At 55.0% G+C, this 24,343-nt stretch carries 22 protein-coding genes and 1 tRNA gene; 14 read left to right on the top strand and 9 right to left on the bottom strand.

What is annotated here, in order from left to right:
• The first annotated feature begins 23 nt into the window (after positions 1-23).
• Complete coding sequence (locus AC1RSM_RS15355; protein ID WP_492933411.1) at positions 24-2,135, top strand: TonB-dependent receptor family protein; 2,112 nt, start codon at positions 24-26, stop codon at positions 2,133-2,135.
• Between the two features lie 280 nt (positions 2,136-2,415).
• Positions 2,416-2,841 (top strand): helix-turn-helix domain-containing protein, encoded by a 426-nt coding sequence (locus tag AC1RSM_RS15350; RefSeq protein WP_492933410.1) that lies wholly within the window; start codon positions 2,416-2,418, stop codon positions 2,839-2,841.
• Positions 2,842-2,971: 130 nt separating this feature from the next.
• Here AC1RSM_RS15350 and AC1RSM_RS15345 read toward each other — a convergent pair whose 3' ends face one another.
• Positions 2,972-3,931, bottom strand: a complete 960-nt coding sequence (locus AC1RSM_RS15345) for a carbon-nitrogen hydrolase family protein (RefSeq protein WP_492933409.1) — start codon at positions 3,929-3,931, stop codon at positions 2,972-2,974.
• Positions 3,932-3,951: 20 nt separating this feature from the next.
• Positions 3,952-5,274: an MFS transporter gene (locus AC1RSM_RS15340; protein ID WP_492933408.1), complete on the bottom strand. Its 1,323-nt coding sequence runs from the start codon at positions 5,272-5,274 to the stop codon at positions 3,952-3,954.
• A gap of 136 nt (positions 5,275-5,410) precedes the next feature.
• On the opposite strand from AC1RSM_RS15340, the gene AC1RSM_RS15335 reads away from it, so the two are divergent.
• Complete coding sequence (locus tag AC1RSM_RS15335) at positions 5,411-6,352, top strand: LysR family transcriptional regulator (protein WP_492933407.1); 942 nt, start codon at positions 5,411-5,413, stop codon at positions 6,350-6,352.
• Between the two features lie 113 nt (positions 6,353-6,465).
• The gene (locus AC1RSM_RS15330; RefSeq protein ID WP_492933406.1) at positions 6,466-7,512 is read left to right on the top strand and encodes an AbrB family transcriptional regulator; all 1,047 of its coding nucleotides are present in this window, start codon (positions 6,466-6,468) and stop codon (positions 7,510-7,512) included.
• Positions 7,513-7,565: 53 nt separating this feature from the next.
• Here AC1RSM_RS15330 and AC1RSM_RS15325 read toward each other — a convergent pair whose 3' ends face one another.
• Together AC1RSM_RS15325 and sodC are read right to left on the bottom strand one after the other, a co-directional pair.
• Entirely contained in the window at positions 7,566-8,105 is a 540-nt protein-coding gene (locus AC1RSM_RS15325) for a pyridoxamine 5'-phosphate oxidase family protein (RefSeq protein WP_492933405.1), read from the bottom strand.
• 36 nt (positions 8,106-8,141) lie between these two features.
• The gene (gene sodC, locus AC1RSM_RS15320) at positions 8,142-8,690 is read right to left on the bottom strand and encodes a superoxide dismutase [Cu-Zn] SodC (protein ID WP_492933404.1); all 549 of its coding nucleotides are present in this window, start codon (positions 8,688-8,690) and stop codon (positions 8,142-8,144) included.
• Positions 8,691-9,039: 349 nt separating this feature from the next.
• Here sodC and AC1RSM_RS15315 point away from each other — a divergent pair, with 349 nt between their 5' ends.
• The 3 genes from AC1RSM_RS15315 to AC1RSM_RS15305 all read left to right on the top strand — a co-directional run bounded on the left by AC1RSM_RS15315 (position 9,040) and on the right by AC1RSM_RS15305 (position 13,341).
• Positions 9,040-9,546, top strand: a complete 507-nt coding sequence (locus tag AC1RSM_RS15315; protein WP_492933403.1) for an RNA polymerase sigma factor — start codon at positions 9,040-9,042, stop codon at positions 9,544-9,546.
• A 78-nt stretch (positions 9,547-9,624) separates the two neighbouring features.
• Entirely contained in the window at positions 9,625-10,611 is a 987-nt protein-coding gene (locus AC1RSM_RS15310) for a FecR family protein (protein ID WP_492933402.1), read from the top strand.
• Between the two features lie 321 nt (positions 10,612-10,932).
• On the top strand, positions 10,933-13,341 hold the full coding sequence (locus AC1RSM_RS15305; RefSeq protein ID WP_492933401.1) for a TonB-dependent siderophore receptor: 2,409 nt from the start codon (positions 10,933-10,935) through the stop codon (positions 13,339-13,341).
• Positions 13,342-13,399: 58 nt separating this feature from the next.
• Here the strand turns inward: AC1RSM_RS15305 and AC1RSM_RS15300 are convergent, their stop codons facing one another.
• The gene (locus tag AC1RSM_RS15300; protein ID WP_492933400.1) at positions 13,400-14,155 is read right to left on the bottom strand and encodes a class I SAM-dependent methyltransferase; all 756 of its coding nucleotides are present in this window, start codon (positions 14,153-14,155) and stop codon (positions 13,400-13,402) included.
• Positions 14,156-14,273: 118 nt separating this feature from the next.
• Between AC1RSM_RS15300 and AC1RSM_RS15295 the strand changes: the two genes are divergently transcribed.
• Positions 14,274-15,017: a class I SAM-dependent methyltransferase gene (locus tag AC1RSM_RS15295; RefSeq protein ID WP_492933398.1), complete on the top strand. Its 744-nt coding sequence runs from the start codon at positions 14,274-14,276 to the stop codon at positions 15,015-15,017.
• A 186-nt stretch (positions 15,018-15,203) separates the two neighbouring features.
• On the opposite strand, the gene AC1RSM_RS15290 is transcribed toward AC1RSM_RS15295, so the two are convergent.
• Positions 15,204-15,279 (bottom strand) — tRNA-Phe (locus AC1RSM_RS15290).
• 295 nt (positions 15,280-15,574) lie between these two features.
• Here AC1RSM_RS15290 and hemA point away from each other — a divergent pair.
• The 5 genes from hemA to AC1RSM_RS15265 all read left to right on the top strand — a co-directional run bounded on the left by hemA (position 15,575) and on the right by AC1RSM_RS15265 (position 19,821).
• Positions 15,575-16,849, top strand: a complete 1,275-nt coding sequence (hemA, locus tag AC1RSM_RS15285) for a glutamyl-tRNA reductase (RefSeq protein WP_492933397.1) — start codon at positions 15,575-15,577, stop codon at positions 16,847-16,849.
• A 97-nt stretch (positions 16,850-16,946) separates the two neighbouring features.
• Positions 16,947-18,026: a peptide chain release factor 1 gene (prfA, locus tag AC1RSM_RS15280; protein ID WP_492933396.1), complete on the top strand. Its 1,080-nt coding sequence runs from the start codon at positions 16,947-16,949 to the stop codon at positions 18,024-18,026.
• 2 nt (positions 18,027-18,028) lie between these two features.
• Positions 18,029-18,895 (top strand): peptide chain release factor N(5)-glutamine methyltransferase, encoded by an 867-nt coding sequence (gene prmC, locus AC1RSM_RS15275; RefSeq protein WP_492933395.1) that lies wholly within the window; start codon positions 18,029-18,031, stop codon positions 18,893-18,895.
• Positions 18,896-18,916: 21 nt separating this feature from the next.
• Entirely contained in the window at positions 18,917-19,243 is a 327-nt protein-coding gene (grxD, locus tag AC1RSM_RS15270; protein WP_492933394.1) for a Grx4 family monothiol glutaredoxin, read from the top strand.
• The gene (locus tag AC1RSM_RS15265) at positions 19,240-19,821 is read left to right on the top strand and encodes a UbiX family flavin prenyltransferase (protein WP_189392619.1); all 582 of its coding nucleotides are present in this window, start codon (positions 19,240-19,242) and stop codon (positions 19,819-19,821) included. Before grxD ends, AC1RSM_RS15265 begins: the two co-directional genes overlap by 4 nt.
• Before the next feature lie 164 nt (positions 19,822-19,985).
• Here the strand turns inward: AC1RSM_RS15265 and ttcA are convergent, their stop codons facing one another.
• The 3 genes from ttcA to AC1RSM_RS15250 are packed head-to-tail and all read right to left on the bottom strand — an operon-like array spanning position 19,986 to position 23,274.
• On the bottom strand, positions 19,986-21,032 hold the full coding sequence (gene ttcA / locus AC1RSM_RS15260) for a tRNA 2-thiocytidine(32) synthetase TtcA (RefSeq protein ID WP_492933393.1): 1,047 nt from the start codon (positions 21,030-21,032) through the stop codon (positions 19,986-19,988).
• Positions 21,033-21,087: 55 nt separating this feature from the next.
• A complete protein-coding gene (gene folB, locus AC1RSM_RS15255; RefSeq protein WP_492933392.1) occupies positions 21,088-21,447 on the bottom strand; it encodes a dihydroneopterin aldolase in 360 nt (119 codons plus the stop codon).
• 51 nt (positions 21,448-21,498) lie between these two features.
• On the bottom strand, positions 21,499-23,274 hold the full coding sequence (locus AC1RSM_RS15250) for a M61 family metallopeptidase (RefSeq protein ID WP_492933391.1): 1,776 nt from the start codon (positions 23,272-23,274) through the stop codon (positions 21,499-21,501).
• A 34-nt stretch (positions 23,275-23,308) separates the two neighbouring features.
• On the opposite strand from AC1RSM_RS15250, the gene AC1RSM_RS15245 reads away from it, so the two are divergent.
• The gene (locus AC1RSM_RS15245) at positions 23,309-24,085 is read left to right on the top strand and encodes an enoyl-CoA hydratase (protein WP_492933390.1); all 777 of its coding nucleotides are present in this window, start codon (positions 23,309-23,311) and stop codon (positions 24,083-24,085) included.
• Positions 24,086-24,343: the final 258 nt, after the last annotated feature.

Below are 24,343 nucleotides of genomic sequence, written 5' to 3'. Positions count from 1 at the left end.
TTCACTTTCTATCGAGAATATTGATGTCACACGTTCCTGTATTGCGCCGGTTGACGCTCAGCCTGGCGCTGGGAGGACTGTGGTCCGGCGCCGCCTGGGCCGACCCGTCTCCGTCCACCTTGTCTCCCATCGTCATCAAGGCACCCCTTGCTCAAAGCGTGTTGCAGGCCGATTTACGGCAAGAAAAAGCACGGCTGGATGCGGTGCCTGGAGGCACCAACCTGATCCAGCCACAGGAAGAAGTGCGCTTGGTGACTTTGCGTGATGCGCTGGATTATCAGCCCGGCCTTGTGGTGCAGGATTTTTTTGGCGGTATTGACCAGCCACGCCTGAACATTCGAGGCTCGGGTATCCAAAGCAACCCGGTCAACCGGGGTGTGTTGCTCTTGCAAGATGGCCTGCCGTTGAACGAGGCCGATGGCTCTTTTGTGATTGGCTTTCTGGAACCTCGCAATAGTGCTTTGATCAGCGTGCGACGAGGTGCCAATGCTTTGTCAGCCGGGGCGACGACTTTGGGCGGTGAACTGGACTTCCGCTCTATGAGCGGCACGCAGGGCGATACCATCAGTGTGGAAGGTGGCAGCTTTGGTCGTTTGGGCATGTATGCGGGCAAAGGGTTTCAAACGGACGAATTTGATGGCCGTTTGGCGATCAGTCACGACAAGGCTGATGGCTATCGACATCATTCGGATTCGAAACGCACGAATTTGCAGGGCAATATTGGCTTCAAACGGGGTCAGTTCGAAAACAGAACCTATCTGTCCTACGTGGATTTAAAGTTTGATATTCCCAACGTGATTCCGCGCGAACGGCTGTATAGCGATCCGCGCAGTGTGATGGGCGACTACGGTACGCCACAGGATATGGCGGCCAATGTCTACAACCGTGATCCGAACCGCAAGGCCACGCAGTTCCGTTTGGCCAACCGCAGTTATTGGGGCACGGAAGACTTTAACCAGACGGTGGGACTGTATTGGCAGACGGTGGATGACACCTTTACCAACCCCCAGGTTTCTTCGCCTACAAAAGGCCATACCTATGGGGCTCAATGGCAGGTGGCGGGCCGTGAAGGGACGCTGGATTACCGTGTTGCCCTGGATTGGGCGCGCAGCGATATGGACCGGGAACTGTATGCGGTAAATCCAGCCAATGGCAGCCGGGCTTTGTATTTTGGTGACTACCGCTTGCGTGCTGAAAACCGTAATGCCCTATTGGGATTGAGCTGGAATTTTGCTCCTCAGTGGACTGTGGTGGGCGATCTTAAATACAGCCAAGCACTGCGAGATGCAAACAACCGTTTGGGCGGAGGCGATACCTTGAATCAGAAGTGGTCATATGCCAGCCCGAAATTAGGCCTGGTCTGGCAACCGTCTGATGATCTGCGCGTGTTTGCCAATGTCAGCCGCAGTCACGAGGCACCCACGTATTGGGAAATCATTAGCGCCGAAGTAACGCAGCCGATGAACGTGCGCTCGGCAACGACCAGCCTGACTGAACTGAACGTGCAGAAAGCGACAAGTTTTGAGTTGGGTGGAGCAGGGCGGTTGGGCAGTGGCGAATCGGCAGTGGATTGGTCTTTGGCGGTGTATCGCAGCAATGTCAAAGATGAGCTGATGGCAGTCAGTGATGCAACGGGTGCCTCGTCGGTGACGTTCAATTATGGCGATCGTACTCGTCATCAAGGGCTGGAAGCAGGCTTGAGCGGCTCTTTCCCTGCACCGGCAGCAGGGCGTTGGGACTACCGTGTGTCGTACACCTATAGCGATTTCCGCTTCCGGGGTGGCGAGTACGATGGCAATCGAATTGCCGGTGTGCCCAAGCACTTGCTGGCGGCAGAGTTGATGTATCGCCGTGGCGGCTGGCGAGTGGGGCCGAACGTGCGTTGGCTGGCTTCAGATACACCGACCAATCATCAGAATGTGGAAGGCACGCATCAGAATGCCTATGCCATCTGGGGCTTCAAAGTGGCGTATCAGTATGACAAGCACTGGAGTGCGTACCTGATGGCCGACAATATCTTCGATAAGACGTATGCCAGCAGCTATGTGATTCGACGCTCGGCAACGGCGGCCATGCCTACCTATTTGTCGGGAAATGGAAGAAGCTTCTTTGGCGGCGTGAAATATAACTTCTGACCATAGCGTTCAGAAGATGGCTAATGGGCAGTCTTCATGGGTTGTGGCTTATGCAGGCACCTCACTGAAGACGCCCCTGTGGCCCGCAGGGGTTCACAGCAGGTTTTCTCATTTTTTGATTTCTGAGTTCGCGGTGTTAGCCGTTTGAAGGCTTGCGAACAGCAGCTTTCATGACCTGAATCGGGGTAGTGGCCCTTTTAAGAATAGTCTGACAGACAGGCCTGGGCGGCAACGGTACTTTGTGATTGATCGCATTCACAAACCGTAAGGGTGTTCGCCCATGATGAATACATACCTGTTAACCACAGAAGATTTTGATCCTCGCTCCTTGCCCGAGCAGGCGGTGTTGTATGCCCATTTGCTGACGCGTGATGCCATGAAGGATAAATGCGTGCGCAGATTGATGGCCGCACCGCGATTTGTGCGTTCAGACCGGGGCATTCCGTATGCCGTGCTGAAGGACATGCACAAGCATCGTTGGACCTTGATCCGGTCCTGGCGTGAATTTCTGGAAATCAAGCGTGAGCGCCTGGCAGGTCGCCTGGGGATGACCGTCGCCGAATACAGATTGCTGGAGAAAGAGCTGGTGCCATTGACCCCGATCTTATTGAGCAAGGTGGCACAGGGGATGGGGCTGGATGAAAGTCAGCTGCAGCTTTCTATCTATCAGAGTGTGTTGGAGCCTATGGCTCTTAGCCCAGCCTGATCTTGGGTTCAGGGCGTATCTTGCGGTGTTCAGACAGTGTTTTCGTGGATGCGCAGGTACTCAGTAAAAATTTAGGCCCCGATAGCTGGCAGGCATATCGGGGCCGTTTTGCAGGATTTGAGGTGTGGGCTTAGCGGTTTTCTTCTGCCGAGTCTTCGGTTTGCAGTTTCACAACCTGCTTGGCGCGGGTGTCTACATGCAGCGAGAAGATGTCAGGGCGTGAATAGTGGCCGTAGACATCAAAGTCCAGATTGGCTTGTTTGAGCAAGTCCATGTCCAGCTCTGCATACAGCTCGGTTTCTTCGTCGAACACCGGGCCGGCCAACACTTCACCTGTTGGACTGACGATCATGCTGCCGCCGCGCATGACGTAGCTGTTTGGGGCGAATTCACCGGGTAGGGCAAATTCTTTCTGGAAAGATTCGGGGTAGTTGTCTAGGCGGATGGCCTGGCAAGCGGACAGCACAAAAACGCGTCCTTCAACGGCGATGTGAATCATGGACGAGGCCCAGGTAGGGCGGTCGTCTGCTGTGGGGGCGCAATAGATTTCTGTGCCTTGTGCGTACATGGTCTGGCGCAAGGCCGGCATGTAGTTCTCCCAGCAAATCACATTACCGATTCGGCCCATTGGGGTATCCACCGTGCCCATCGTGGACCCATCACCAAAGCCCCAGACCAGACGTTCTTGGCCTGTAGGCATCAGTTTGCGGTGAATGCCCACAACGCCTTTGCCGGGAGCCAATGTCAGAGCGGTGCAGTACAGGGTGCGACCCATTTTTTCGATTACGCCCATGACGGTGTACACGCCGGTTTGGGTGACGGCATCGGCCAGTGCTTCCAGTTCAGGGCCGCCAAGGGTAACCGCGCCTTCCACATACATCTGGTACAGGGCACGGCCTTCGGGACGGCGGTTGCCGATCACGCTGCCAAAGCTGATGCCTTTGGGGTAACCGCCCAGAAAGGCTTCAGGAAAGACAGCCAAGGTGGCTCCGTTGGCGGCAACGCGCTGCAAAATGGCAGCGGCTTTTTCTACACTGCTGGCAGAGTCAAAAGGAACGGATGCCGCTTGTATAACAGCAACTTTGCTCATAACTAGGTCTCCTTGAAGGGTCAGCCTGCGGACAAGTCCACGTTTTTGGTTTCGGGCAGGCGGGTATACAGGATCAGAAAGCACACCAGAGATACAGCGGCCAAGTACCAGGCCGGCACGTTGGGGTTACCCGTGTACTGGATCAGGGCAGCAGCAATGAAGGGGCCGGGGCCAGCCAGCAAAGCTGACGAGACGTTGTGGCCCAGGGCCGCGCCTGTGGATCGGATGGAGGCGGGAAAGACTTCCACCAGCAACACCACGTTCATCACAGCAGAAATTGCCACCAGAAAGGCCATGATGATCAGGCCCAGCAGGATCAGGGCAGGCTTGCCGGAGTTCATCATCAGGAAAATCGGGTAGGCCATGATCGTCAGGCCGGCAGCGGCGAATAGCGCCAGTTTGCGACGGCCATAGTGGTCCGAGAAGCGACCAACCAGCGGGTGCAGGATGCAATACACCACCAGTGAAGCACTGCACAGCCACAGGGCGGAGGTCTTGCTCATGCCCAGAACGGAAACCAAGTGGTTGTTGGCGTAGGTGATGAAGTAGTACAGCGACACCAGAAACAGTGCGGAAAATGCGAAGGACAGTACAAAGGCGTTGAATTTGTCTTTGGATGAAACGCGCTCCAACGTGTTATTGGCTTTCTTTTCTTGCAGCTCGTGGTAGACCGGTGTGTCGTTCAATTTGCGGCGAATAAACACGGCAATGAAGGTCATGACGATGGACAGTACGAAGGGTACGCGCCAGCCCCAGCTATAGACTTGGGCCTCGGTCAGTGTCGCGTTGATTGCAGCAGCGGTGGCGGTGCCCAGCAGGAAAGCGATACCGGCGGTAAAGGTCACGACACTGGCAGCGGCGGCACGGCGGTTGGAGGGGGCGCTTTCCACCAGAAAAATACCGGCAGCGGACCATTCTCCTCCCACCATCATGCCTTGCAAAAAGCGCAGCACAACCAAGAGGATGGGTGCGGTAATGCCGATGGTGTTGTAGCCGGGCAGCAGGCCAATCAGGGTGGTGAAAACGCCCATGCCAAATACCGTAATCATCAAGACGGTTTTGCGGCCAAAACGGTCGCCAATCGGGCCTAGAATCAGGGCCCCAAAGGGGCGCGATATAAAGCCAACCGCAAACACGGCCAGCGACGACAGCAGGGAAACGCCGGTGGCGTCAGACGGAAAGTAGATACTACCGATGACGGCGGCAAAGTAGCCGTAGATAGCAAAGTCAAACCATTCCATGAAGTTGCCGATGCCCACGGCAACGACTTGTTTTCGACTCAAGCCCTTTGGGCCTGGGGGTGCTGCATTGGCATGCAAGGGGGCGACGGTAGCAGTGCCCATAGTTATCTCCTCGAGCAGGGCAGGTCAAAACCTGACCCTTATTGTGGTTGTGGCTGGTTTTTAGTCTAATTAAGCCAAATAATTATTCAAACTAATTATAAAAATGGCTTCAATCAATATTGCTAATATCAGGCGAATGGACCTGAACCTGCTGCTGGTGTTTCAGTGTTTGATGAACGAGCGCAGTGTGACCAAGGCCGCCAATGCTTTATTCCTGACCCAGGGTGCGGTCAGCGCGTCGTTGCGCAAGTTGCGATTGGCCTTTAACGATGAGTTGTTCACGCGTGGCTCGCACGGCATGACGCCGACACACCGAGCCCTGGAGATTGCGCCGCAAATTTCCGAAGCCTTGAAAAGCATCTCGGCGCTGGTTACCTCCGAGCAAGACTTCGATCCTGCGCGCTCCAGCCGGGTTTTTCGCATCGCCTTGTCTGACGATCTGGAAACAATGCTGGCCAAACGCATGATCCGCATGGCGGACGAGCAAGGCTGGACGATCAGCTTTTCCTTCTATCAAACCAATAGCTATCTGTGGCCGCAAAGCATGGTGGAACATGGGGCCGATCTGGTGATCTGTTCCAGCCCCAAGTTTTTAAGTTCCATGCATAAATCGCAGGTGCTGTTTTCGGCCTCGTATATCTGCGTCTACGACAAGCAGTCTTCTTGTTTTTCTACGCCGATCAGCAAGCAGGAGTACCTTCATGCCCAGCACGGACGGGTGTCGTTTGATGGTTTGCGAGGTTTTGTGGATGAGCTCTTTGATGCCGAGCGCATGCAGCGCAAGGTGAAAGCCTCTTTCACCCATTTTTCGGGGGCCATCAATGCGGTGATCGACACGCCTTTGGTTTTGACCATGCCGGACTATGCCGCTCACTCTTTTGCCGAGTGCAATAGCCGTTTGGCTGTATCGCCCGTACCGCTGCGGGTGCCGTCTTTTATTGTGTCCATGATTTGGGACATCAATAAGGAGCACGATGAAGAAAGCCGCTGGCTGCGACGTTTCGTTCTGGAGCTGACCGAGCAGATTAACGGGCGGTCCGGCCAGGGTGCCTCGCCAGAGGGTGTACTATTTCGCTAGAGCCGATTCCTTTTTAATCTCCGTCACCGATGCGTCCAGCCTGTTTGCCGGCGATGCACAAAGCGGTGCTTTAGGAACATGCCAGTCTACGGACTGGCTTTATTTTTTTGTTGATGACTACCTGGTTTCGAGTTGCCATAGGCTTTGCCATTGCCTTGGCAGGCGCGCAAGGCGCCAGCTGGCTGCATATCCCTTTGCCCTGGATGTTGGGGCCCTTGATTGTCACGGCCATCACTAAAGTGGCGGGCAGCCCGGGCGTGTGCCTCCCATTTGCGCGCAATGCCGGGCAATGGGTGATTGGCACCTCGCTGGGTCTGTACTTCACTCACGAGATGTTGCGTTTGATTGGTCACAACGCAGGTCTGATTGTTCTAGGTGTGTTGTTTGCCTTGTTGTTAGGGGCTTTGGGCGCCTGGACACTTAGCCGTTTTACCCATGCGGACTTCAAGACGGCCTGGTTCGCTAGCGCGGTGGGTGGTGCCAGCGAGATGACCGAACTGGCTGAACGCTACGGTGCCCGTCCTGATCTTGTGGCCTCCGCCCATGGTTTGCGGGTGATGATGGTTGTGGTCAGCATCCCCTTTATTTTTGAATGGTTGGACTTTAGCGGGGAGCAGGCGGGGCATCTGGCGCGGGCCGACTTTCTACATGTTCCTGGCTTGTTATTGCTGGCGCTCTTAAGTGCCGCAGCGGGCTGGCTATTTCAGTTCCTGCGTCTGCCCAACCCGTGGGTTCTGGGCCCTATGGTGATGGTCGGTATTCTGACCTTCAACGATGTCGTGCTTTCGGGCCTGCCCATGGAGATTTCCAGCCTGGGTCAGTTGTGTATTGGCTGGGCTTTGGGTGATAAATTCGGACCGGATTTCTTTCGTCGCGCGCCGCGTTATTTGGCGGTAGTTGCTGTCAGCAACCTATTGAATCTTTGCCTGGCGTTTGGTTTTGCTTATGGCCTGTATCGACTGTCGGATATTGCCTACCCGACCTTGGTATTGGGCGTTAGCCCCGGCGGGATCGCCGAGATGGCCATCACCGCGAAAGTGTTGCAGCTGGGTGCTCCGATTGTGACGTCATTTCAGGTGGCACGCATGGTCTGTGTGCTGATCTTGACCGGGCCTTTATACAAAAGGCTGGAGCGCTGGCGGGGTAAAAAAACGGCTTAACAACAAGCCCGGCACATAGGCCGGGCTTGTTGTTTTTGCAGGTTGGCAGCGACCTACAAGGTGGGTTTATGGCCTTGGCTGATCTTGCCATGCTCGCCGATTTCCGTCAGGGACTCGCCCATCAGGGTGGCTTTGAGCATTTTGCCCATCTGGTTCAGCTTGCCCTCCTTGACGCTCCAGTATTCAGCGCCGTCGATCTGTACGCATACCAGAGCCAGATCCGGGTCGGTAATGCCTTCGGCAAACCAGGCTTCGGTCATGCTGTTCCAGAAGCGTTCTTTCTGGTTCATGGAATCGACCAATCTGGCCATGCCCGACACCGATACATACGTGTCATTTTTAGGGTCTGCGTAGCTCACATTCACATGTGGATTGGCGGTCAGATTGCTGACCGCATCACTGCTGCGAGACATGAAGAACCACAGCTTGTCATGCTCGTAGCCTTCTTGTTCCGATCCCATTTTGGCTTTCTGGCTTGTCATGGGCCAGGCGTGCAGTTCACCGTTGGCCGCATGGGTGACAAACATCGCAAAACGGATGTCCTTGATGATCTCTTGCAGATGTTCAAAGGAAGACTCAGTTGTTTCGTTCATAGCATCTCCTTGAGAGGGTTGAGGTGTTAAGACTGCTTACTTAATCACTCCGCAGGCCACGCGCCCGGCACCGCCGCCTAACGGAGCAGGGTGGTCGGAGTGGTTGTCACCGCCTTCGTGGATCATCAGGGCGCGCCCTTTGATTTGATCCAAAGACTTCAGGCGTGGAGCCAGCACAGGTGTATCCGCGCTGCCGTCAGCCTGTACATACAAGGCGGGTAAATCTCCCAGGTGTCCATTACCCCAGGGGAACCCGTGCTTGCCTGTTTTATCAGGGTCCAGATGGCCGCCTGCCGCTCCGGCAGGGGTCACTTTGCCGTCTTTCTCGCTAGGCTCACAACTGGGGTTCTCGTGGACGTGAAAACCATGCACGCCCGGCTTAAGTTTTTTCAGATCCGGGGTGAAGACCAGACCGTGTTCTGTCTGACGCACCGAGACTTGGCCGATCTGTTCACCGGCTCCATCTTGATTGGCCAAATTCATGGGAATGATGACATCGGCCAAGGACGGGGCGGACAAGGCAAGGGTCGCGCCCACGGCGACCAAGGCCGCTGCGCATCGTGCTTGAAGGGAGGAAAAACGCATTAGGCTGACTCCTTTGCTGAGTAAACAGTGTTAGACCAGCCTAGCATTGCATGCGCAGTCTGCCGTTAAGAGACGTTTCCCTTTGTCAGTAAAGTGCGTTTGGATGGGTTTGCACCGGTTCAGGGCTTTTTTTTGAGTTTGAAAGCAGGCTTGTTGAGGGCTTCTTACTTCTCGTTTTGTTAGTGGCTCAACATGGGCAGAGCCAGCTTCAGGCACCTTGTATCCGCTGCCCCAGACAGGACAGTTGAGGAGTGAGGCGGATGAGCAAATAGCACGCACTTTTCTATATCGAAATGAGAATTATTGTTAATATGTTCGACTCATCCGATATTTGTCTTTCGCATTTGCCATGTCCCGCCAACCCACGTCCAAAAAAGGCTGGCTCGCTCTGTACAGCGGGCTGATCGGGTCGTGGGCGAAAAAAAGCTCTGTGCCACAGGATGCGGAAGATGCAGCCCAGGACTCGATCGAGGGTTTGCTGCGTGGTGAGCATGCGGCGGCCTTGGATCAAAAAGCCTATCTGTACCGCAGTGCGCAAAATCAATTGATTAATGAAATCCGTCGGCAGGCGCGCCATGAGGTTTTGCCGCTGCACGACTTGCGCGAGGACGAGCACCCGGTGCAGTCCGGCCCGGACAGTGACTTGCGTATGGCCCAGCTTAGCCACGCCATGCAGCAAGCTCTGCAGGAATTGCCCTTGAAGTGCCAGCAAGTCTTTTTATGGAACAAAATAGAGGGCTATACACAAAAGGAAATCGCACAGAGGCTGGATCTGACGCCCAGCTCGGTGGAAAAATATATGAAACGGGCCTTGAGGCATCTTCAAGAAAAGTTACAAAACTATGCCCCCCATTGATTCCGGATTTCCCTATGTCAAAACGTCTTATTAGTGAAGGGCTCGTTTTCTTGCCCTGTGTCCTTTGCGACGCGAGCCATGCCTAAAAACGATAACGTCACTGCCTCTAACCTGCCGCGAGAACAAGCCCTGGACTGGTTTTCCAGGGAGCAGCTGGGTGCCTTGGCGCCGCACGAGCAGCGTGAGCGGGACGTCTGGTTAGCGCGAGATCCGGCGAACGAACGTGAATATCGTTCCTTGCAACAGGTCTGGCTGGTGGCTGATTACCTGCCAGAAGATCAGATGCGGGCCATTATGGATAGCCGGGCAGAGGAACCGCAGCGCTTTACGCGGCGGCGCGTCTTGCTGGGCGCAGGAGCGACATTCGCAAGCGTGGCCGCTGGTGCCTGGATCAGCCGCCCTTTGTGGGCAGAAAAACCTGTTTTTTCACAGCAATTCGTCACGGCCCGGGGAGAGCGCAGGCAGCTTCAGCTACCCGATGGCTCTACGCTGGATCTGAATACCGATACAAAAGTGCACATTGCGTTTTATGAGTCGAGTCGTACTGTGGAACTGTTGCGTGGTGAAGCGCTGTTTGAGGTGCAACCTGACAAAAGCCGACCGTTCTCTGTGGACGCAGGACAGACACAGGTGCTGGTGACAGGAACGCAATTCAATGTTCGACGCGACCCTGATCGTGTGACGGTGGCCGTGCGGGAAGGGGCGGTGCAATTGTCTACGGGGCCTTGGTGGCGACGGGACAAGGTCTTGCTGAGCGCGGGGCAAATAAGCCGCGCATCAAGCCATGGCCTGACCGCCTTGCCGCAGGAGCGTGTTGAAGCAATGACCGCTTGGCAGCAAGGACGGATTGTTTTTCGTGATGTGCCTTTGTCTACCGTCGCCTCTGAGCTGAACCGTTATCTGGACCACGCTTTGCGTGTGGCTGACCCGCAAATTGCCAAATTGCGTATCTCCGGCACGCTCAGCATTGAAGAGCCAGCTGCGGCGCTGGATATCTTGCCGGACATTGCCCCTGTACAGGTCGTTCGTCAGGCTGATGGCAGTGCCTTGTTAATGGCGCAATAGTGTGTGATGTCGGTTGCTAGGGCATTGCGTTTGGCTGCCTCTTAAGCTGGCAGCAGGAAAGCCAGATCAATCATTGATGGTCATCTGATCGTCCCAGCGTACTCGTCTTTTCTTAGAGCCCCTACTGCAAGCCCAATCTGCTGCGGCATGTCTTAGATACATTTTGTATCAAAAAGGGCAGTGAGAATCATTCCGGAAATTTTTTGCCCACAGCGTCTTACTTATGGGGGCCTGCTGTTCCAGCGCTGGAATAAGGCCTTTTTGAGCCTTGGCCAAGGGCATCTGCGCACCTGCGCGTACTAATTTTTTGGAACTCCATTCATGCTGGACAAGCACGCTATCTCCACCGCCTCGACGCGCCGAGGCACAACTTTGATTGGCCTAAATACGCTCGCCTTCTCTTTGTTTCTTGCCTTTGGCTTGCACGCACCCAGTGTTCAGGCGCAAGAAGCGCCGGTTGCGATCAGTATTGCCGCCCAGCCTTTAGATGCAGCGCTGGAAAAGCTGGGGGCGCAGGCAGGATTGCAGATTTTCTATCTGCCTGAGCTGGTCAAAGGCATGAGTGCCCCCAATGTGGCCGGTAGTTTGACGGCCGATCAGGCATTGAGCCGTTTGCTGGCAGGCTCGGGTCTGGAGTTCCGTCGCAAGGGCAGTAATGTGTCCTTGTCGCGCCCGCAGCAGGGGGATACGACTCAATTGGCACCGGTACGCGTAGTGGGTCGTACTTTGTCTACAGAGGGCTCGGGTTCTTACGCCGTGCAGGCGACAGCAGCTGCAACAGGTTTGCGGCTGTCACCTCGCGAGACTCCGCAGTCCGTCAGTGTTGTGACCCGACAGCAGATCGATGACATGAATCTGACCACCTTGGGTGACACCTTCCGCACCGTGACGGGGATTGCCTCCACGATGTCGGATGTTGACCGTACGGACATTTACTCGCGCGGATTCTACGTCGATAACTATCAATACGATGGGGTATCGATTGAGACAAAAAACGACTTTTTTGGAACCTCTAATTTCGACCCTATTCTGTACGACCGTATTGAGATCGTGCGTGGCGCTACCGGCTTGATGACCGGTGCTGGCAACCCCGGTGCTTCGGTCAATATGGTGCGCAAGCGTGCCAGCAGTGATGTGTTCACGGGCTCGGCGTCGGTGGGCATTGGCTCTTGGGATCACCACCGCGCCACAATTGATCTTTCTACGCCGCTGAATAAGGACGGCACCGTACGGGCACGCGTGGCCGGGATGATGGAAGAGCGTGATTCTTATATCGACCGCTACCACACCCGCAATCGCGCCTGGTTGGCGACGGCAGAGGCTGATCTGACGCCTGACACAACCTTCCGTGTGGGTGTAGAGCATCAGGCTAAACGTCCTACGGGCGTGACTTGGGGCGGGCTGCCTACTCTGGATAACAAGGGGCAAGATCTGGATTGGCGTCGTTCGTTCAGCATCGGTGCGGACTGGACCCGCTGGGACACCACCAGCAATACTTTTTATGCCGGTCTGGATCATCGCTTTGCGAACGGCTGGTCCTTGAAGGCCACTGTGAGCCGGCTGGAAAGCAAATACGATTCCAAGCTGATTTATTTGATGGGACATCCTGACCCCGTCACCGGGCTAGGGATGAGCAGCCTGTTGAATAACTCGCACCAAGAGTTCGACCAGAACAGCGGTTCGCTGGAGTTGTCTGGCCCGTTTCAGGCCTTCGGTCAGGAGCATGAGGCCTTTGTTGGGCTGATGGGCAGCAAAGCCTTTTATAGCTTTGGCAATCACGCGCCGCTAGGCAATACGCCGGTCGGTAATATCTACCAATGGGATGGTTCTTATCCAGAGCCCGCATGGGGAGACTTTCAGGCATTGGGAGAGCAGGAAACCCGCCAGAATGCAGTCTATGGGGCACTGCGCTTGTCGCTAAGTGATTCGCTGAAACTGATTGTGGGTGGCCGACAAACCAATTGGAAGCGCATAGCGGGTAACGACACCATGAATCATCATGTGTTTACGCCCTATGCGGGCTTGTTGTATGACATTAATGAGAACTACACGGCCTACGCCAGCTATACCGATATCTTCCAGCCGCAGTCCTATCGGGATGCCAGTGGTGGTTACCTGGACCCGGTACAAGGCAAGAGCTACGAGTTAGGTCTGAAAGCTGAGCACTTTGAGGGCAGGCTCAACACGTCGGTCGCCTTGTTCCGTATCGAGCAAGATAATGTGGCAGAGAAGGATGGTGACAAAACCGTACCCGGCTCCCCAGACTTTGCCTATCGTGGGGCCAAAGGCATCACCAGTGAAGGTTTTGAGTTGCAAGCGTCCGGTGAAATTCAGCCAGGCTGGCAGGTATCGGCGGGCTTTAGCCGCACTTTGGTGCGCAATGCCGAGGGTGGAGCGTTTCAGCCCTTCCGTCCACAGAACTTAGCTCATTTGCAGACGTCTTATGTGGTGCCGGGCACCGAAGGCAAATTGTCCGTAGGTGGTGGCCTGCAGTGGCGTAGTCACGTGTATGTGGATAGAACGGTGGCCCCAAATGTAGAGGCTCGCCGTGAGCAAGGTTCTGTTTTATTGGCCAATGTGATGGCCAACTACCGCTTCTCGCCTAGTTTGTCGGCTCAGCTGAATGTGAATAATTTGTTCGACAAGAAGTATGTAGATTTGGTGTCGGATTCGCAGGGCTTTTATGGTGCGCCGCAAAAGATCATGCTGACGATGAAATACCAGTTCTAAATCATTCGCCCTGGCAGTTTGCCAGGGCATGACTTTCTAAAGAGGCTGCCTGAGGTCTTCAGGCAGCCTCTTCTACGGAGAGCAGTTCTTGGTGGTCAAAATACAAAGTGGACCAAATTAGCGGCGATGATTCTGTCGCTTGTACGCCCAGTTCCAGACTGCCACCGGACAGGTCGATGCTATCGATCAAGGCGGGTTTGTCATTCATCCAGATCTTTCCGCGAACATTTTGATAGCGCTGCTTGAGTTCCAGCCTATAAGCCGTTCCGTCCAGCCCTTCCCATTCCCATTCGCCCGCAACCTGGGCAGGCACAATCCATTTGTAGATTTTGATGCCGCCCACATACAGAATCTCATCTGCCTGCCAGTCACCCATATCAAAGGCGTGCGACACAATGCGGGCGCCTGGACGCAGTTCTTGCAATAGCCGGGGGCGCAGTATCGCGTTAATGGTGTCCATCAAGTAGAGCGTGACGATACTGGCTTGGCTGAAATCTGCAGTGAACAGATCCTCTTCGACAAAATCCACCAGATACTCTACGCCTGCCTGGCCGGCTTGCTCCATGGCGTCTGCAATGCGTAGCGGGTCCAATTCCACACCGATGCTGGTGCAGCGATATTTTTTGGCAGCCGTGATGACAATGCGGCCATCGCCGCAGCCCAAGTCATACAGCACGTCTTTGTGTCCGGCGCCGGCCAGTTGCAACATGGTGTCGATAACCAGGTCATCACTGGGGACGAAGGGGACGTCCAGAAAGATGTCGGGTTCCACGATAGAGTGGTCGTTCAGGTCGTCAATCAGGTCTTTGAACAATAGCCATCCTTATGAAGCGGAAATTCGAAATTCGTTTAATTTTTGCCATCTTTAGTTTAAACCACTGCAAAATTCAATAAAATTCGCTTTTTGTCTGGATATAGCCGATCATCGGATTATGTCTGACTTAAATGGTTCTACCTCATCCAGTTCTTCTACGCTGAAAACGCGTCTTCAGCATATACGAATCTCCCCCAAAGAATCTTTGCATATTCGTTCTTTGGCCGATCATATGCAGTATGCAGATCCATTGGGGCATGCACAGGCGCTGGGGATAGATCCAGCTGTGTGGCCTTTATTTGGCCTGGTTTGGCCTTCCAGCATTCAGTTGGCGCGCAAGCTGAAAAACCGCCCTGTCCGGGCAGGTGAAATCATTTTGGAGTTGGGATGTGGCTTAGGCCTGACTAGCTTGTTGATGCATAAGCGCGGCGTGCAGATTCACGCCAGCGATTGTCACCCTATGGTTCCCCATTTCTTGAAGCTGAATCAGGCCTTGAATGGCTTGTCGGACTTGCCGTATGTTCACGCACAGTGGGGCGCACAGTCCAGTCCCGAGTTGTTGCTGTCTTTAGGCTTGAGTGCTGCCCATCAACGTTATGACATGATCGTGGGCAGCGATTTGCTTTATGAACGCAGCACCCCCGCGCAATTGGCGGACTTGGTGAATGTGCGAGCCAAAGAGCGGGCCGAGGTCTGGATGGTTGATCCGGATCGTGGGCATCGCAGTAAATTCACCCAGGAAATGGCACGCTATGGTTTCGAGCTTGTGCAGCAAGTGTGCTTGGGGGACAGACCCATCATGTCGCCCGAGGGCAAGGAAATGTCTTACAAGGGACGTTGCTTGCAGTATCAGCGCAGCTAAAAGGGTGCGAAGCGTAGGGAGGGTGGCTTAGCTCTTACTATTGCTGGCTTGACGCTTTGAACCTTGGGGCTGAAGCGCCATGAATCTGCCTACGTATAAGTCTTGCTGCTCTAGCTTGTAGTCATCAAGCTAGAGCAGAAAACAAAAAGCCCAGTCGTTTGACTGGGCTTTTTGTTTGAATTTGGTTGGTGGCCTGGGGCGGAATCGAACCACCGACACAAGGATTTTCAATCCTCTGCTCTACCGACTGAGCTACCAGGCCATCATGTACTGCTCGGTAAAAATAGAACTATACCACGTTTTTTTATTTGTGCGCATAGAACAACAAAAATTTTATGCATCTTTTCGACTTCAAATAGGTCGTGTCCCTAGGGGCAGGCCCTTCTCAGCGAAAAGTTGGCTGCATAAAGGAGAGCAATTGTAATCACAAAAAGGCAATTCAAGTAACATTTTTGGCAAAACCACCGCTTGCGGCGTAAAATCACTTTAGTTTCATGCGCTTTGCTAAGGCAAGGTCGCCTGTATTGGTCTTTTCGGGGCTATAGCCTGTACTGCTCATGTCTGTAGATGTTCTAACCTTCGGTCTGAATCATGTGTCCGCGCCGGTTGCCGTGCGCGAGCGCGTTGCGTTTCCGATCGATGTGTTAAAGCCTGCGCTGGACACTTTGCGTGCCACCTTTGGCACTGGTGTGCGGGAAGCGGCCATTCTGTCTACCTGTAACCGCACAGAGATTTACTGTGCGGCCGAGCCGCACGTGGCTGAACGCCTGCCCGAATGGATGGCAGACTTCAATAGCCTGCGCTCTGCTGAGCTGACCCCTCACTTGTATCGCTACAACCAGAACGAGGCTGTGCGTCACGCGTTTCGTGTGGCCAGTGGTCTGGATTCGATGGTGCTGGGCGAACCCCAAATTCTGGGGCAAATGAAAGATGCCGTGCGTGCCGCCACAGAGGCCGGTTCGCTGGGTACGTTATTGCACCAACTGTTTCAGCGCACGTTCTCGGTTGCCAAGGAAGTTCGAACGCAAACTGCAATTGGTGCCCATTCGGTATCAATGGCGGCAGCGGCTGTTCGTTTGGCTGAGCGTGTGTTTGGCGATCTAAGCCAGGCCAAGGTGCTGTTCATTGGCGCAGGCGAAATGATCGAGCTGTGCGCCACACACTTTGCTGCCGTGAACCCCTGTAGCATCGTGGTCGCCAACCGGACCCAGGAACGGGCTGAAACTTTGGCGTCCCGCTTTATGGCCAGCACCATGAAGCTGGCTGATGTACCGGAGCGTCTGGCTGATTTTGATGTGGTGGTGTCCTGTACGGCCAGTACTTTGCCCATTTTGGGTCTGGGTATGGTGGAACGTGCTGTGCGCTCGCGCCGCCACCGCCCTGTGGTCATGGTCGATCTGGCTGTGCCACGTGATATTGAAACCGAAGTAGGCCGCCTGGATGACGTGTATCTGTACACCGTCGACGATCTGGGGCGCTTTGTGCAGCGCGGCGCCGATGCGCGTCAAGCCGCCGTGGTTCAGGCCGAGGCTATTATCGACACCCAGGTGCAGCACTACATGCACTGGCTTAGCACCCGTGCGATTGTGCCGGCCATCATGGATGTGCAGCAGTCGGTTGAAAAAGTCCGTCAGCACGAGCTGGAACGTGCGCGCCGCATGCTGGCCCGTGGCGACGATCCAGCCGAAGTGATTGAAATGCTGGCCTATGGCCTGACTCAGAAATACATGCACGGCCCTATGGCCGAATTGACGCGCAGCGAAGGTTCCGAGCGCGAGCAACTGCTGAATTTATTGCCTCGTTTACTGCCCTCGACCACACGTCGGCGTTAGCGTCTGGGCTTCTGTCTGTTCACCGCCTCTCTGCGGTGCAGCCTGATGGCCATGAACTGCACCCAGACCCTCTGATTTTCCCTTTAGGCTGTTCCCTATGAAAGACTCTATGCGCAGTCGGCTTGAGCAATTGGCTCGCCGTCTGCATGAAGTTGACGCCATGCTTGCCGAGCCTGAAATTGCCGGAAATATGGACGAATTTCGCAAAATGTCGCGCGAGCGTGCCGAGCTTGATCCCGTTGTGACAGCCTTCAAAGCCTACGAGGCCGCCGAAGGTGATTTGCAAGCTGCCCAAGACATGATGTCCGACCCTGAATTGAAAGAAATGGGCGAGGAAGAATACAAGCTGGGTAAAGAGCGCATTGCTCAGCTGGAAGATGATCTGCAGATTCTGCTCTTGCCGCGTGATCCGGACGATACCCGTAACGTCTTTATTGAAATTCGTGCTGGTGCCGGTGGCGATGAGAGCGCCTTGTTCGCCGGGGATTTGCTGCGCATGTACACGCGTTATGCAGAAAACTGCGGCTGGCGTACGGAAATCATGTCTGCCAGTGATTCGGAAGTGGGTGGCTACAAAGAAGTCATCGTGCGTATCGAAGGGCAGGATGTTTATGGCCGATTGAAGTTTGAGTCCGGTGCGCATCGAGTGCAGCGTGTGCCCGAGACGGAAGCGCAAGGGCGCATCCATACCTCCACATGTACCGTAGCGGTGTTGCCCGAAGCCGAGGGCTTGACTGAGATTGTCATCAACCCTGCCGATTTGCGCGTAGACACCTTCCGCGCCAGTGGTGCGGGTGGTCAGCACGTGAACAAAACAGATTCTGCGGTTCGCTTGACCCACTTACCAACAGGTTTGGTGGTGGAGTGCCAGGATGACCGCTCCCAGCACCGTAACCGCGAAAAGGCTTTGCAGGTCTTGGCGGCTCGCCTTAAGGACAAGCAACAGCGCGAGCAATCCGATAAGGAAGCGGCGGAGCGTAAAAGCCTGGTGGGTACGGGCGACCGTTCCGAGCGCATTCGGACTTATAACTTTCCGCAGGGTCGCATGACAGACCACCGCATCAACCTGACTTTGTACAAGCTGGCCTACATCATGGATGGTGATCTGGACGAGCTGATCAAGGCCTTGTTGTCCGAGCATCAGGCAGGTCTGCTGGCTGATCTGGCGCAGGCGTGAGCATGAGCTTATCCGGTGAGCACGTGCAGCCTGTAGCCCTGGCGTCTGCCGACTTGCCGCGTACTTTGCGGGCCTTGCAGCCGTTAAGCGCTTTGCCCCGTCTGGAGCGCGACATGCTCTGGATGCAGGTGCTGGGTGTTGGCCGCACCTGGCTGATCGCGCACGATACGGACGAGCTGCCGCTGAACAAAATTCAGGCTTACCTGGCTTTGGAGGCCCGCCGACTGGCAGGTGAGCCGATGGCGTACATTGTGGGTGTACGTGAGTTCATGGGGCACGAATTTTTGGTGTCGCCGTCCGTTTTGATTCCCCGTCCCGATACCGAAACACTGGTCGAGCGCGCCCTGGAACGTGTGGAACATATCCAGTCTCCCCGCATTCTGGATATGGGCTGTGGCAGTGGTGCGATTGCCGTTTCCCTTGCTTTGGCGCGTCCTGATGCCCAGGTGGTGGCCAGCGATATCAGTACCCTGGTGTTGGCGCAGGCTGGCTTAAATGCTCAGCGTTTGTGTGGGAAAGTCGAGTTTTGCCTGGGGAGTTGGTACGATGCTTTGGCTGGCCAGGAACCTTTTGACCTGATCGTGTCCAACCCTCCATACATTGCTGTGGATGATGAGCATCTGGATCAGGGTGATGTGCGGTTCGAGCCGCGTCAGGCGCTAACAGACGGTTCTGACGGCTTGACGGATTTGCGTACAATAGTTCAGGGAGCCGGGCCGTATTTACGCCCTGGTGCTAGTCTTCTCATGGAGCACGGCTGGGATCAGGCCGACCATGTGCAAAATATGCTGCGGCAGGCAGGATTCAAGCAGGTTGTCAGTTATGAAGATCTGGCAGGAATCCGGCGGGTCACAGGTGGTCAATGTTAATTCTTTTCTTAAGAGAACGTCATGAGTGAAGTTCAAGATTTCATCCGCGAAACGGTTACGGAAAACCCCGTTGTGCTGTTTATGAAGGGCACTGCCCAGGCACCTCAGTGCGGTTTCTCCGCTCGTACAGTGCAAATCCTGCGCGCTGTTGGCCTAAGCCAAGTGGTTGTGGTCAACGTGCTGGACGACGCTGAAGTGCGTCAGGGCATCAAGGATTTTTCCACGTGGCCTACTATCCCTCAGCTGTACATCAAGGGTGAATTCGTCGGTGGTTCGGATATCGTGTCCGAAATGTACGAAAACGGCGAACTGGAAACCATGTTGCGCGAGGCTGGGGCTCTGGAGTGAGCACCAAGCGACGCCTGGTCATTGGTATGACCGGGGCCACCGGAGCGGTCTACACCGTACGTTTGCTGCAAGTGCTGCAATCCTGTCCGGACGTGGAAACCCATTTGGTGATCTCGCCTTCCGGGGTGTTGAACATTAAATACGAGCTGGATATCGGACGACACGATATCCAGGCTCTGGCCGACCAGGTGTACAGTTTCCGTGATGTAGGCGCGACGCTGGCCAGTGGTAGCTTTCCTACAGCCGGTATGGTGGTGGTGCCGTGCTCGATGCGCACCTTGGCAGCGGTCGCGCACGGTCTGTCCGATAACCTGATCACACGGGCGGCCGACGTTACCTTAAAGGAGCGTCGCCGTTTGGTGATGATGGTGCGCGAGACGCCGTTCAATCTGGCGCATCTGCGCAATATGACGGCAGTCACGGAAATGGGTGGGATTATTTTCCCGCCTATGCCCGCTTTCTACCTGCGTCCCAAGAGCATCGACGATATTGTCGATCACACGGTAATGCGGGTTCTGGAACTGTTTGATATTCAGGTTCCGGGCGAACGCTGGGATGGGTCGCAGAAACCTAGTTAAGTTATGGTGCAGGCCTGTTGCCTAGATGAAAAAACCCGATGCTCACACATCGGGTTTTTTTATTGTCTGTTTGAACTGCTTTTACGGTGAAGCAATATTCACTGTGTGAGCATCAGCCTGCGTTCAAGCCTGTTCGCTGCCTACCATCAACGGCGTATCGCAGTTTATTGACCAGATCGGCGCTTGCTCATGAAAACAATTTGCTGTTCGCCAGCGGTAGCGGGTTGAGCGGCTGTAAACGCGTCCTGGCGTGGGGCAGGGGGCTCGTCTTCTCCCAAACCGGCTGCTAGGAGGGCTTCTGGCAGATGGTCGTCAAAGTAGTCCTGGTCAAAGCCCTTATCCCCTTCGGGGTCAGCTTGGCCGGTAACTTTTAATTCCGCAAAATTGTGTAGTTTAGGGTCCATCAGGTGCGAAGGCACCACACGGGTCAGTGCGCCAAAGACGTTCCAGGAACGGTGCGGGAATTTCTTGTCCCAGTCAGCAATCATGCGGTTGATTTCCTGGCGCTTCAGATTTTCCTGCGAGCCGCACAAATTACAGGGAATGATGGGGAATTCTTTGAGCTTGGCGTACGCGATCAAATCCTTTTCTGGCACATAGGCCAAGGGGCGGATCACGATATGTTCACCATTGTCCGACATCAGTTTGGGCGGCATACCCTTCATTCGACCGCCATAAAACAGGTTCAGAAAGAAGGTGGCCAGGATGTCGTCGCGATGGTGGCCCAGCGCAATTTTGGTAGCGCCCAGCTCTTTGGCGACCCGGTACAAAATGCCACGACGCAGGCGCGAGCACAGCGAACACATGGTTTTGCCTTCAGCGATGACGCGTGTCACCACTGAATAGGTGTCCTGGGTTTCGATGTGATAGGGCACACCCAGCTTTTCCAGATATTCGGGCAGGATGTGGTCCGGGAAACCAGGCTGCTTTTGATCCAGGTTGACGGCAACAATGTCGAACTTGATCGGGGCGCGTTTTTGCATGGTCATCAGCACGTCCAACAGGCCGTAGGAGTCCTTGCCGCCGGACAGGCAGACCATGACCTTGTCGCCGTCCTCGATCATGTTGAAGTCGCCGATGGCACGGCCCACTTCACGCATGATGCGCTTGCTCAGCTTGTTGTCATGGACGCGTTGTTTGCGTTCGGCCTTGGTGGCAAACACGGGCGTATCGGATTCGGAGGCGGGTAGGGTGCTGGTGTCTTGGGACATAAGGAAAAGCAGGTAAAGGTGTCATCGCAGCGGCGCCATGGGCGCAGCCGGTGCTTTAGCGGTAGCGCTCGATTTCAATGCCGACACAGTCGCAGTCGGCAAAGGCTTCGGGTTTGCTGGCCCGGATTTTAACGCGTTCTATGGTCGGAAATTGGTTCTGAATACGCTCGGCCAAGCGCTCGACCAGCGTTTCCAGCAGATTAGTGTGTTCCGTGGTGCTGACCTCGATCAAGGCCTCGCGCAGCAGCCGATAGTCCAGCACAGTGCCAATATCCTTGTCCTGCACGTCTTGCGTGATGGGAGTGTCGAACTCTGCATCAATATGCAAAGGCTGGCGGTGAACCAATTCGTGGTCCAGCATGCCAATCGAGGCTTGAACCACCAGATTGTTGATGAATATACGGCGAGTAGTCATGGCAAAAGCAAGATGTCAGGCCCACCCGATGGGGCGGGCCTGTGAAGAAGGTCAGGACGGGCGGCTCAATACGCATTCGTCCAGGGCGGGGCGCGCTAACTGCAGCGTGAAGCAGTGTAGTTCATCGCGGCGGAAGGCGTGGACTTGAACCGTCTGCCCGGGTTCGTATGCGGCCAGCAAATGCTCCAGGCTAGCGGTGTCACTAACACGCAGCCCGTCAATGGCAACCAGAGCATCACCCGCGGACAAGCCAGCCTGATGTGCTGCGCCATCGGTAAAGACCGTTGCCAATAGGCACTGGCCTGCATTTTGGCGCAGACGTGCATTCAGGCTGGGCAGCTTGGAAGAGGTTTGCCACTCCAGCTTCAGTCCTTGTTCAGCCAACCAGGGCTTCAAAGGCAGGTCTTCACACCCTTCAACGTAACGGGCGATGAAGTCCGTGGCGTCATAGCCCGTTGCTTCCAGAATCAAGGCGGGCATGGCCTCTTCTGGAATCCCTTGGGGATTGCCTTGGTAGAAGTTGCGGCCATAGCGCTCCCACATCAAGAGCATTACATCGTCCAGGCCCTTGGCTTGCTGTGTGTGCGTGCGGATGCACAGATCCAACCCCAGCGCGATTAAGGCGCCTTTGCTGTAGTAGCTGACCAGCGCGTTAGGCGAGTTCTCGTCCTGCTTGTAGTAGCGGGTCCAGGCGTCGAAAGAGCTTTGTGCGGTGGACTGCTTGAAGCGGCCGGGGCCACGTTGAACGGCGTTGATGTTCTTGGCCAGCAGTTTCAGGTAGGAGGGCTCGTCCAGCACGCCGGAGCGCAGCAACATCAAGTCGTCGTAGTACGAGGTGAAGCCTTCAAACACCCACAGCAAGCGAGTGTGGTTCTCACGGCTTAAATCATAGGGGGCAAAGGCGGCTGGCTTGATGCGTTTGACGTTCCAGGTGTGGAAGTATTCGTGGCTGACCAGACCCAGAAAGGTTTGATAGCCGGCACTCTTGACTGATTTATCTTGGCCTTGGGTGGGCAAATCTTGGCGCGAGGCGACCAAGGCGGTAGAGGCACGATGCTCCAGCCCGCCATAGCCATCTTCGGTGACCATGGTCATAAAGACATAGCGCGAGCTGCAATCCAGAAATGGAGCACGGCGGGTTTCGGGTTCAAAAAACGCGATTTGTTCGGCGCAGATTTTTTCTACATCGCGAGCGATACGTGGCAAGTCCAAATTCGGTACACGACCGGTAAAGACCAGTTCGTGCTCAGCGCCGTGTGCAAAGAAGCTGATGACCTGTGGAGTGCCCATTTCAATCGGGTGGTCGATCAGCTCGTCGTAATTGCTGGCGCGGTACAGGCCAAAGCCATAACGCTCTGCCGCACCGGGCAAGCCAGTGGCTTCAGGCAGGCTGGTGTAGATCTGCCAATCTTCGATTTCTTCGTTAGAGATCAACTCCAGCAGGCAAGGCTGCTCGGTCTGGCCTTCAACGGCCAGAAAGGCGCTGGTGCCGTTGAAAAACGCGTGGGTCTGATCGATGTGGGCGCCGCGTACGGACAAGTCCCAGGCATAGACCTGATACTGCACACTCAACGGTCCCTGGCAGGGTTCGCACTGCCAGCGGTGGTTGTCCAGTTTGCGGATGGAAACCGGTTGCTCATTGCAGAAGGCGGCTATGCTCTCGATCTGACGCGAGAAATCGCGGATCAGGTAGCTGCCAGGAATCCAGGCCGGAAGGCTAAGAATCTGGCCATCTGTTTGGGGGGAAGTGATCTGTATCTGGACAGTCAGGCGGTGGCCGGCAAGATCAGCTGGCTCGGCGCGGTAAAGTACGGGTGTAGGTTCCATTCCCCTATTCTATTTAATTTTTCTGGGAGTCAGCATGAACGAACCCTTAGTCAAAGCAGAGGTGCATGGTCGTGTTGCTTTATTGACATTAAATCGGCCCAAGGCTTTGAATGCGCTCAATAACGAGCTGATCGCCGAGTTGTATGCCCTGTTAAAGAAATACGATGCCGACAACGAGATTGGTTGCATCGTGCTGACCGGTAACGAAAAAGCCTTTGCGGCCGGCGCCGATATCGGCGCCATGAAAGACTGGAACTACCACGATGTCAGCTCCCAGGATTATCTGGGCGGCCAGTGGGAAGAGCTGCGTCGTTTCCGCAAGCCCATCATCGCGGCGGTTGCCGGGTATGCCTTGGGCGGTGGGTGTGAATTGGCCATGTTGTGCGACATCATCATTGCTGCTGATTCCGCACGTTTTGGTCAGCCAGAAATCAAGCTGGGCGTGATCCCGGGTTTTGGCGGCACGCAGCGTTTGCCGCGCGCCGTGGGTAAAGCCAAGGCCATGGATCTGATCTTGACCTCTCGCATGATGAATGCCGAAGAAGCCGAGCGCTCCGGCCTGGTATCCCGTGTGGTGCCTGCCGATAAGCTGCTTGAAGAGGCTCTGGACGCCGCGACGATCATTGCCAGCATGTCTTTGCCGTCGGTGTTGATGGCCAAGGAGTGCGTGAACCGTGCATTTGAGTCCTCTCTGGAAGAAGGCCTGCTGTTTGAGCGCCGTAACTTTCACGGTCTGTTCGCCACGGACGACCAGAAAGAAGGCATGCGTGCCTTCGTTGAGAAGCGCAAGCCCGAGTTCAAGCATCGCTAATTTTCTCAGTAGTCAATAAAACGAGGGGTGTGTTGTAAAATTGCTGCGCTGCAATGTTACAAAATAAGCTTACCCCTTGATGCCATTGAGATTGCGTTTATCAGCCTTGCATTAAGTATCAAACAAGCAAGGCTGAATTTGCTTACAACAAAAAAAAGACGCTATACTTTATGGGTTTGACGACACCGGCTTTTGAAAGGGGCCGATAATATTGCGCGGATGGATTGGCTTTTGCCTTTGCAGTACATCCACCCACAC

The sequence above is a fragment of the Alcaligenes sp. GW821-FHT11D07 genome (assembly GCF_058808495.1).
The sequence above is the reverse complement of the archived record's forward strand: the minus strand, read 5'-3'. Positions and strand labels throughout refer to the sequence as shown.

What these genes read in the sequence shown, in the direction of transcription:
- grxD (WP_492933394.1), top strand. Translation starts at nt 18,917, where the DNA reads ATGAGTGAAGTTCAAGATTTCATCCGCGAAACGGTTACGGAAAACCCC.
- AC1RSM_RS15295 (WP_492933398.1), top strand. Translation starts at nt 14,274, where the DNA reads ATGTCTGACTTAAATGGTTCTACCTCATCCAGTTCTTCTACGCTGAAA.
- AC1RSM_RS15355 (WP_492933411.1), top strand. Translation starts at nt 24, where the DNA reads ATGTCACACGTTCCTGTATTGCGCCGGTTGACGCTCAGCCTGGCGCTG.
- AC1RSM_RS15250 (WP_492933391.1), bottom strand. Translation starts at nt 23,274, where the DNA reads ATGGAACCTACACCCGTACTTTACCGCGCCGAGCCAGCTGATCTTGCC.
- ttcA (WP_492933393.1), bottom strand. Translation starts at nt 21,032, where the DNA reads ATGTCCCAAGACACCAGCACCCTACCCGCCTCCGAATCCGATACGCCC.
- AC1RSM_RS15305 (WP_492933401.1), top strand. Translation starts at nt 10,933, where the DNA reads ATGCTGGACAAGCACGCTATCTCCACCGCCTCGACGCGCCGAGGCACA.
- prmC (WP_492933395.1), top strand. Translation starts at nt 18,029, where the DNA reads ATGAGCTTATCCGGTGAGCACGTGCAGCCTGTAGCCCTGGCGTCTGCC.
- AC1RSM_RS15345 (WP_492933409.1), bottom strand. Translation starts at nt 3,931, where the DNA reads ATGAGCAAAGTTGCTGTTATACAAGCGGCATCCGTTCCTTTTGACTCT.
- prfA (WP_492933396.1), top strand. Translation starts at nt 16,947, where the DNA reads ATGAAAGACTCTATGCGCAGTCGGCTTGAGCAATTGGCTCGCCGTCTG.
- AC1RSM_RS15310 (WP_492933402.1), top strand. Translation starts at nt 9,625, where the DNA reads ATGCCTAAAAACGATAACGTCACTGCCTCTAACCTGCCGCGAGAACAA.
- AC1RSM_RS15315 (WP_492933403.1), top strand. Translation starts at nt 9,040, where the DNA reads ATGTCCCGCCAACCCACGTCCAAAAAAGGCTGGCTCGCTCTGTACAGC.
- sodC (WP_492933404.1), bottom strand. Translation starts at nt 8,690, where the DNA reads ATGCGTTTTTCCTCCCTTCAAGCACGATGCGCAGCGGCCTTGGTCGCC.
- folB (WP_492933392.1), bottom strand. Translation starts at nt 21,447, where the DNA reads ATGACTACTCGCCGTATATTCATCAACAATCTGGTGGTTCAAGCCTCG.
- AC1RSM_RS15340 (WP_492933408.1), bottom strand. Translation starts at nt 5,274, where the DNA reads ATGGGCACTGCTACCGTCGCCCCCTTGCATGCCAATGCAGCACCCCCA.
- AC1RSM_RS15350 (WP_492933410.1), top strand. Translation starts at nt 2,416, where the DNA reads ATGATGAATACATACCTGTTAACCACAGAAGATTTTGATCCTCGCTCC.
- hemA (WP_492933397.1), top strand. Translation starts at nt 15,575, where the DNA reads ATGTCTGTAGATGTTCTAACCTTCGGTCTGAATCATGTGTCCGCGCCG.
- AC1RSM_RS15245 (WP_492933390.1), top strand. Translation starts at nt 23,309, where the DNA reads ATGAACGAACCCTTAGTCAAAGCAGAGGTGCATGGTCGTGTTGCTTTA.
- AC1RSM_RS15335 (WP_492933407.1), top strand. Translation starts at nt 5,411, where the DNA reads ATGGACCTGAACCTGCTGCTGGTGTTTCAGTGTTTGATGAACGAGCGC.
- AC1RSM_RS15330 (WP_492933406.1), top strand. Translation starts at nt 6,466, where the DNA reads ATGACTACCTGGTTTCGAGTTGCCATAGGCTTTGCCATTGCCTTGGCA.
- AC1RSM_RS15325 (WP_492933405.1), bottom strand. Translation starts at nt 8,105, where the DNA reads ATGAACGAAACAACTGAGTCTTCCTTTGAACATCTGCAAGAGATCATC.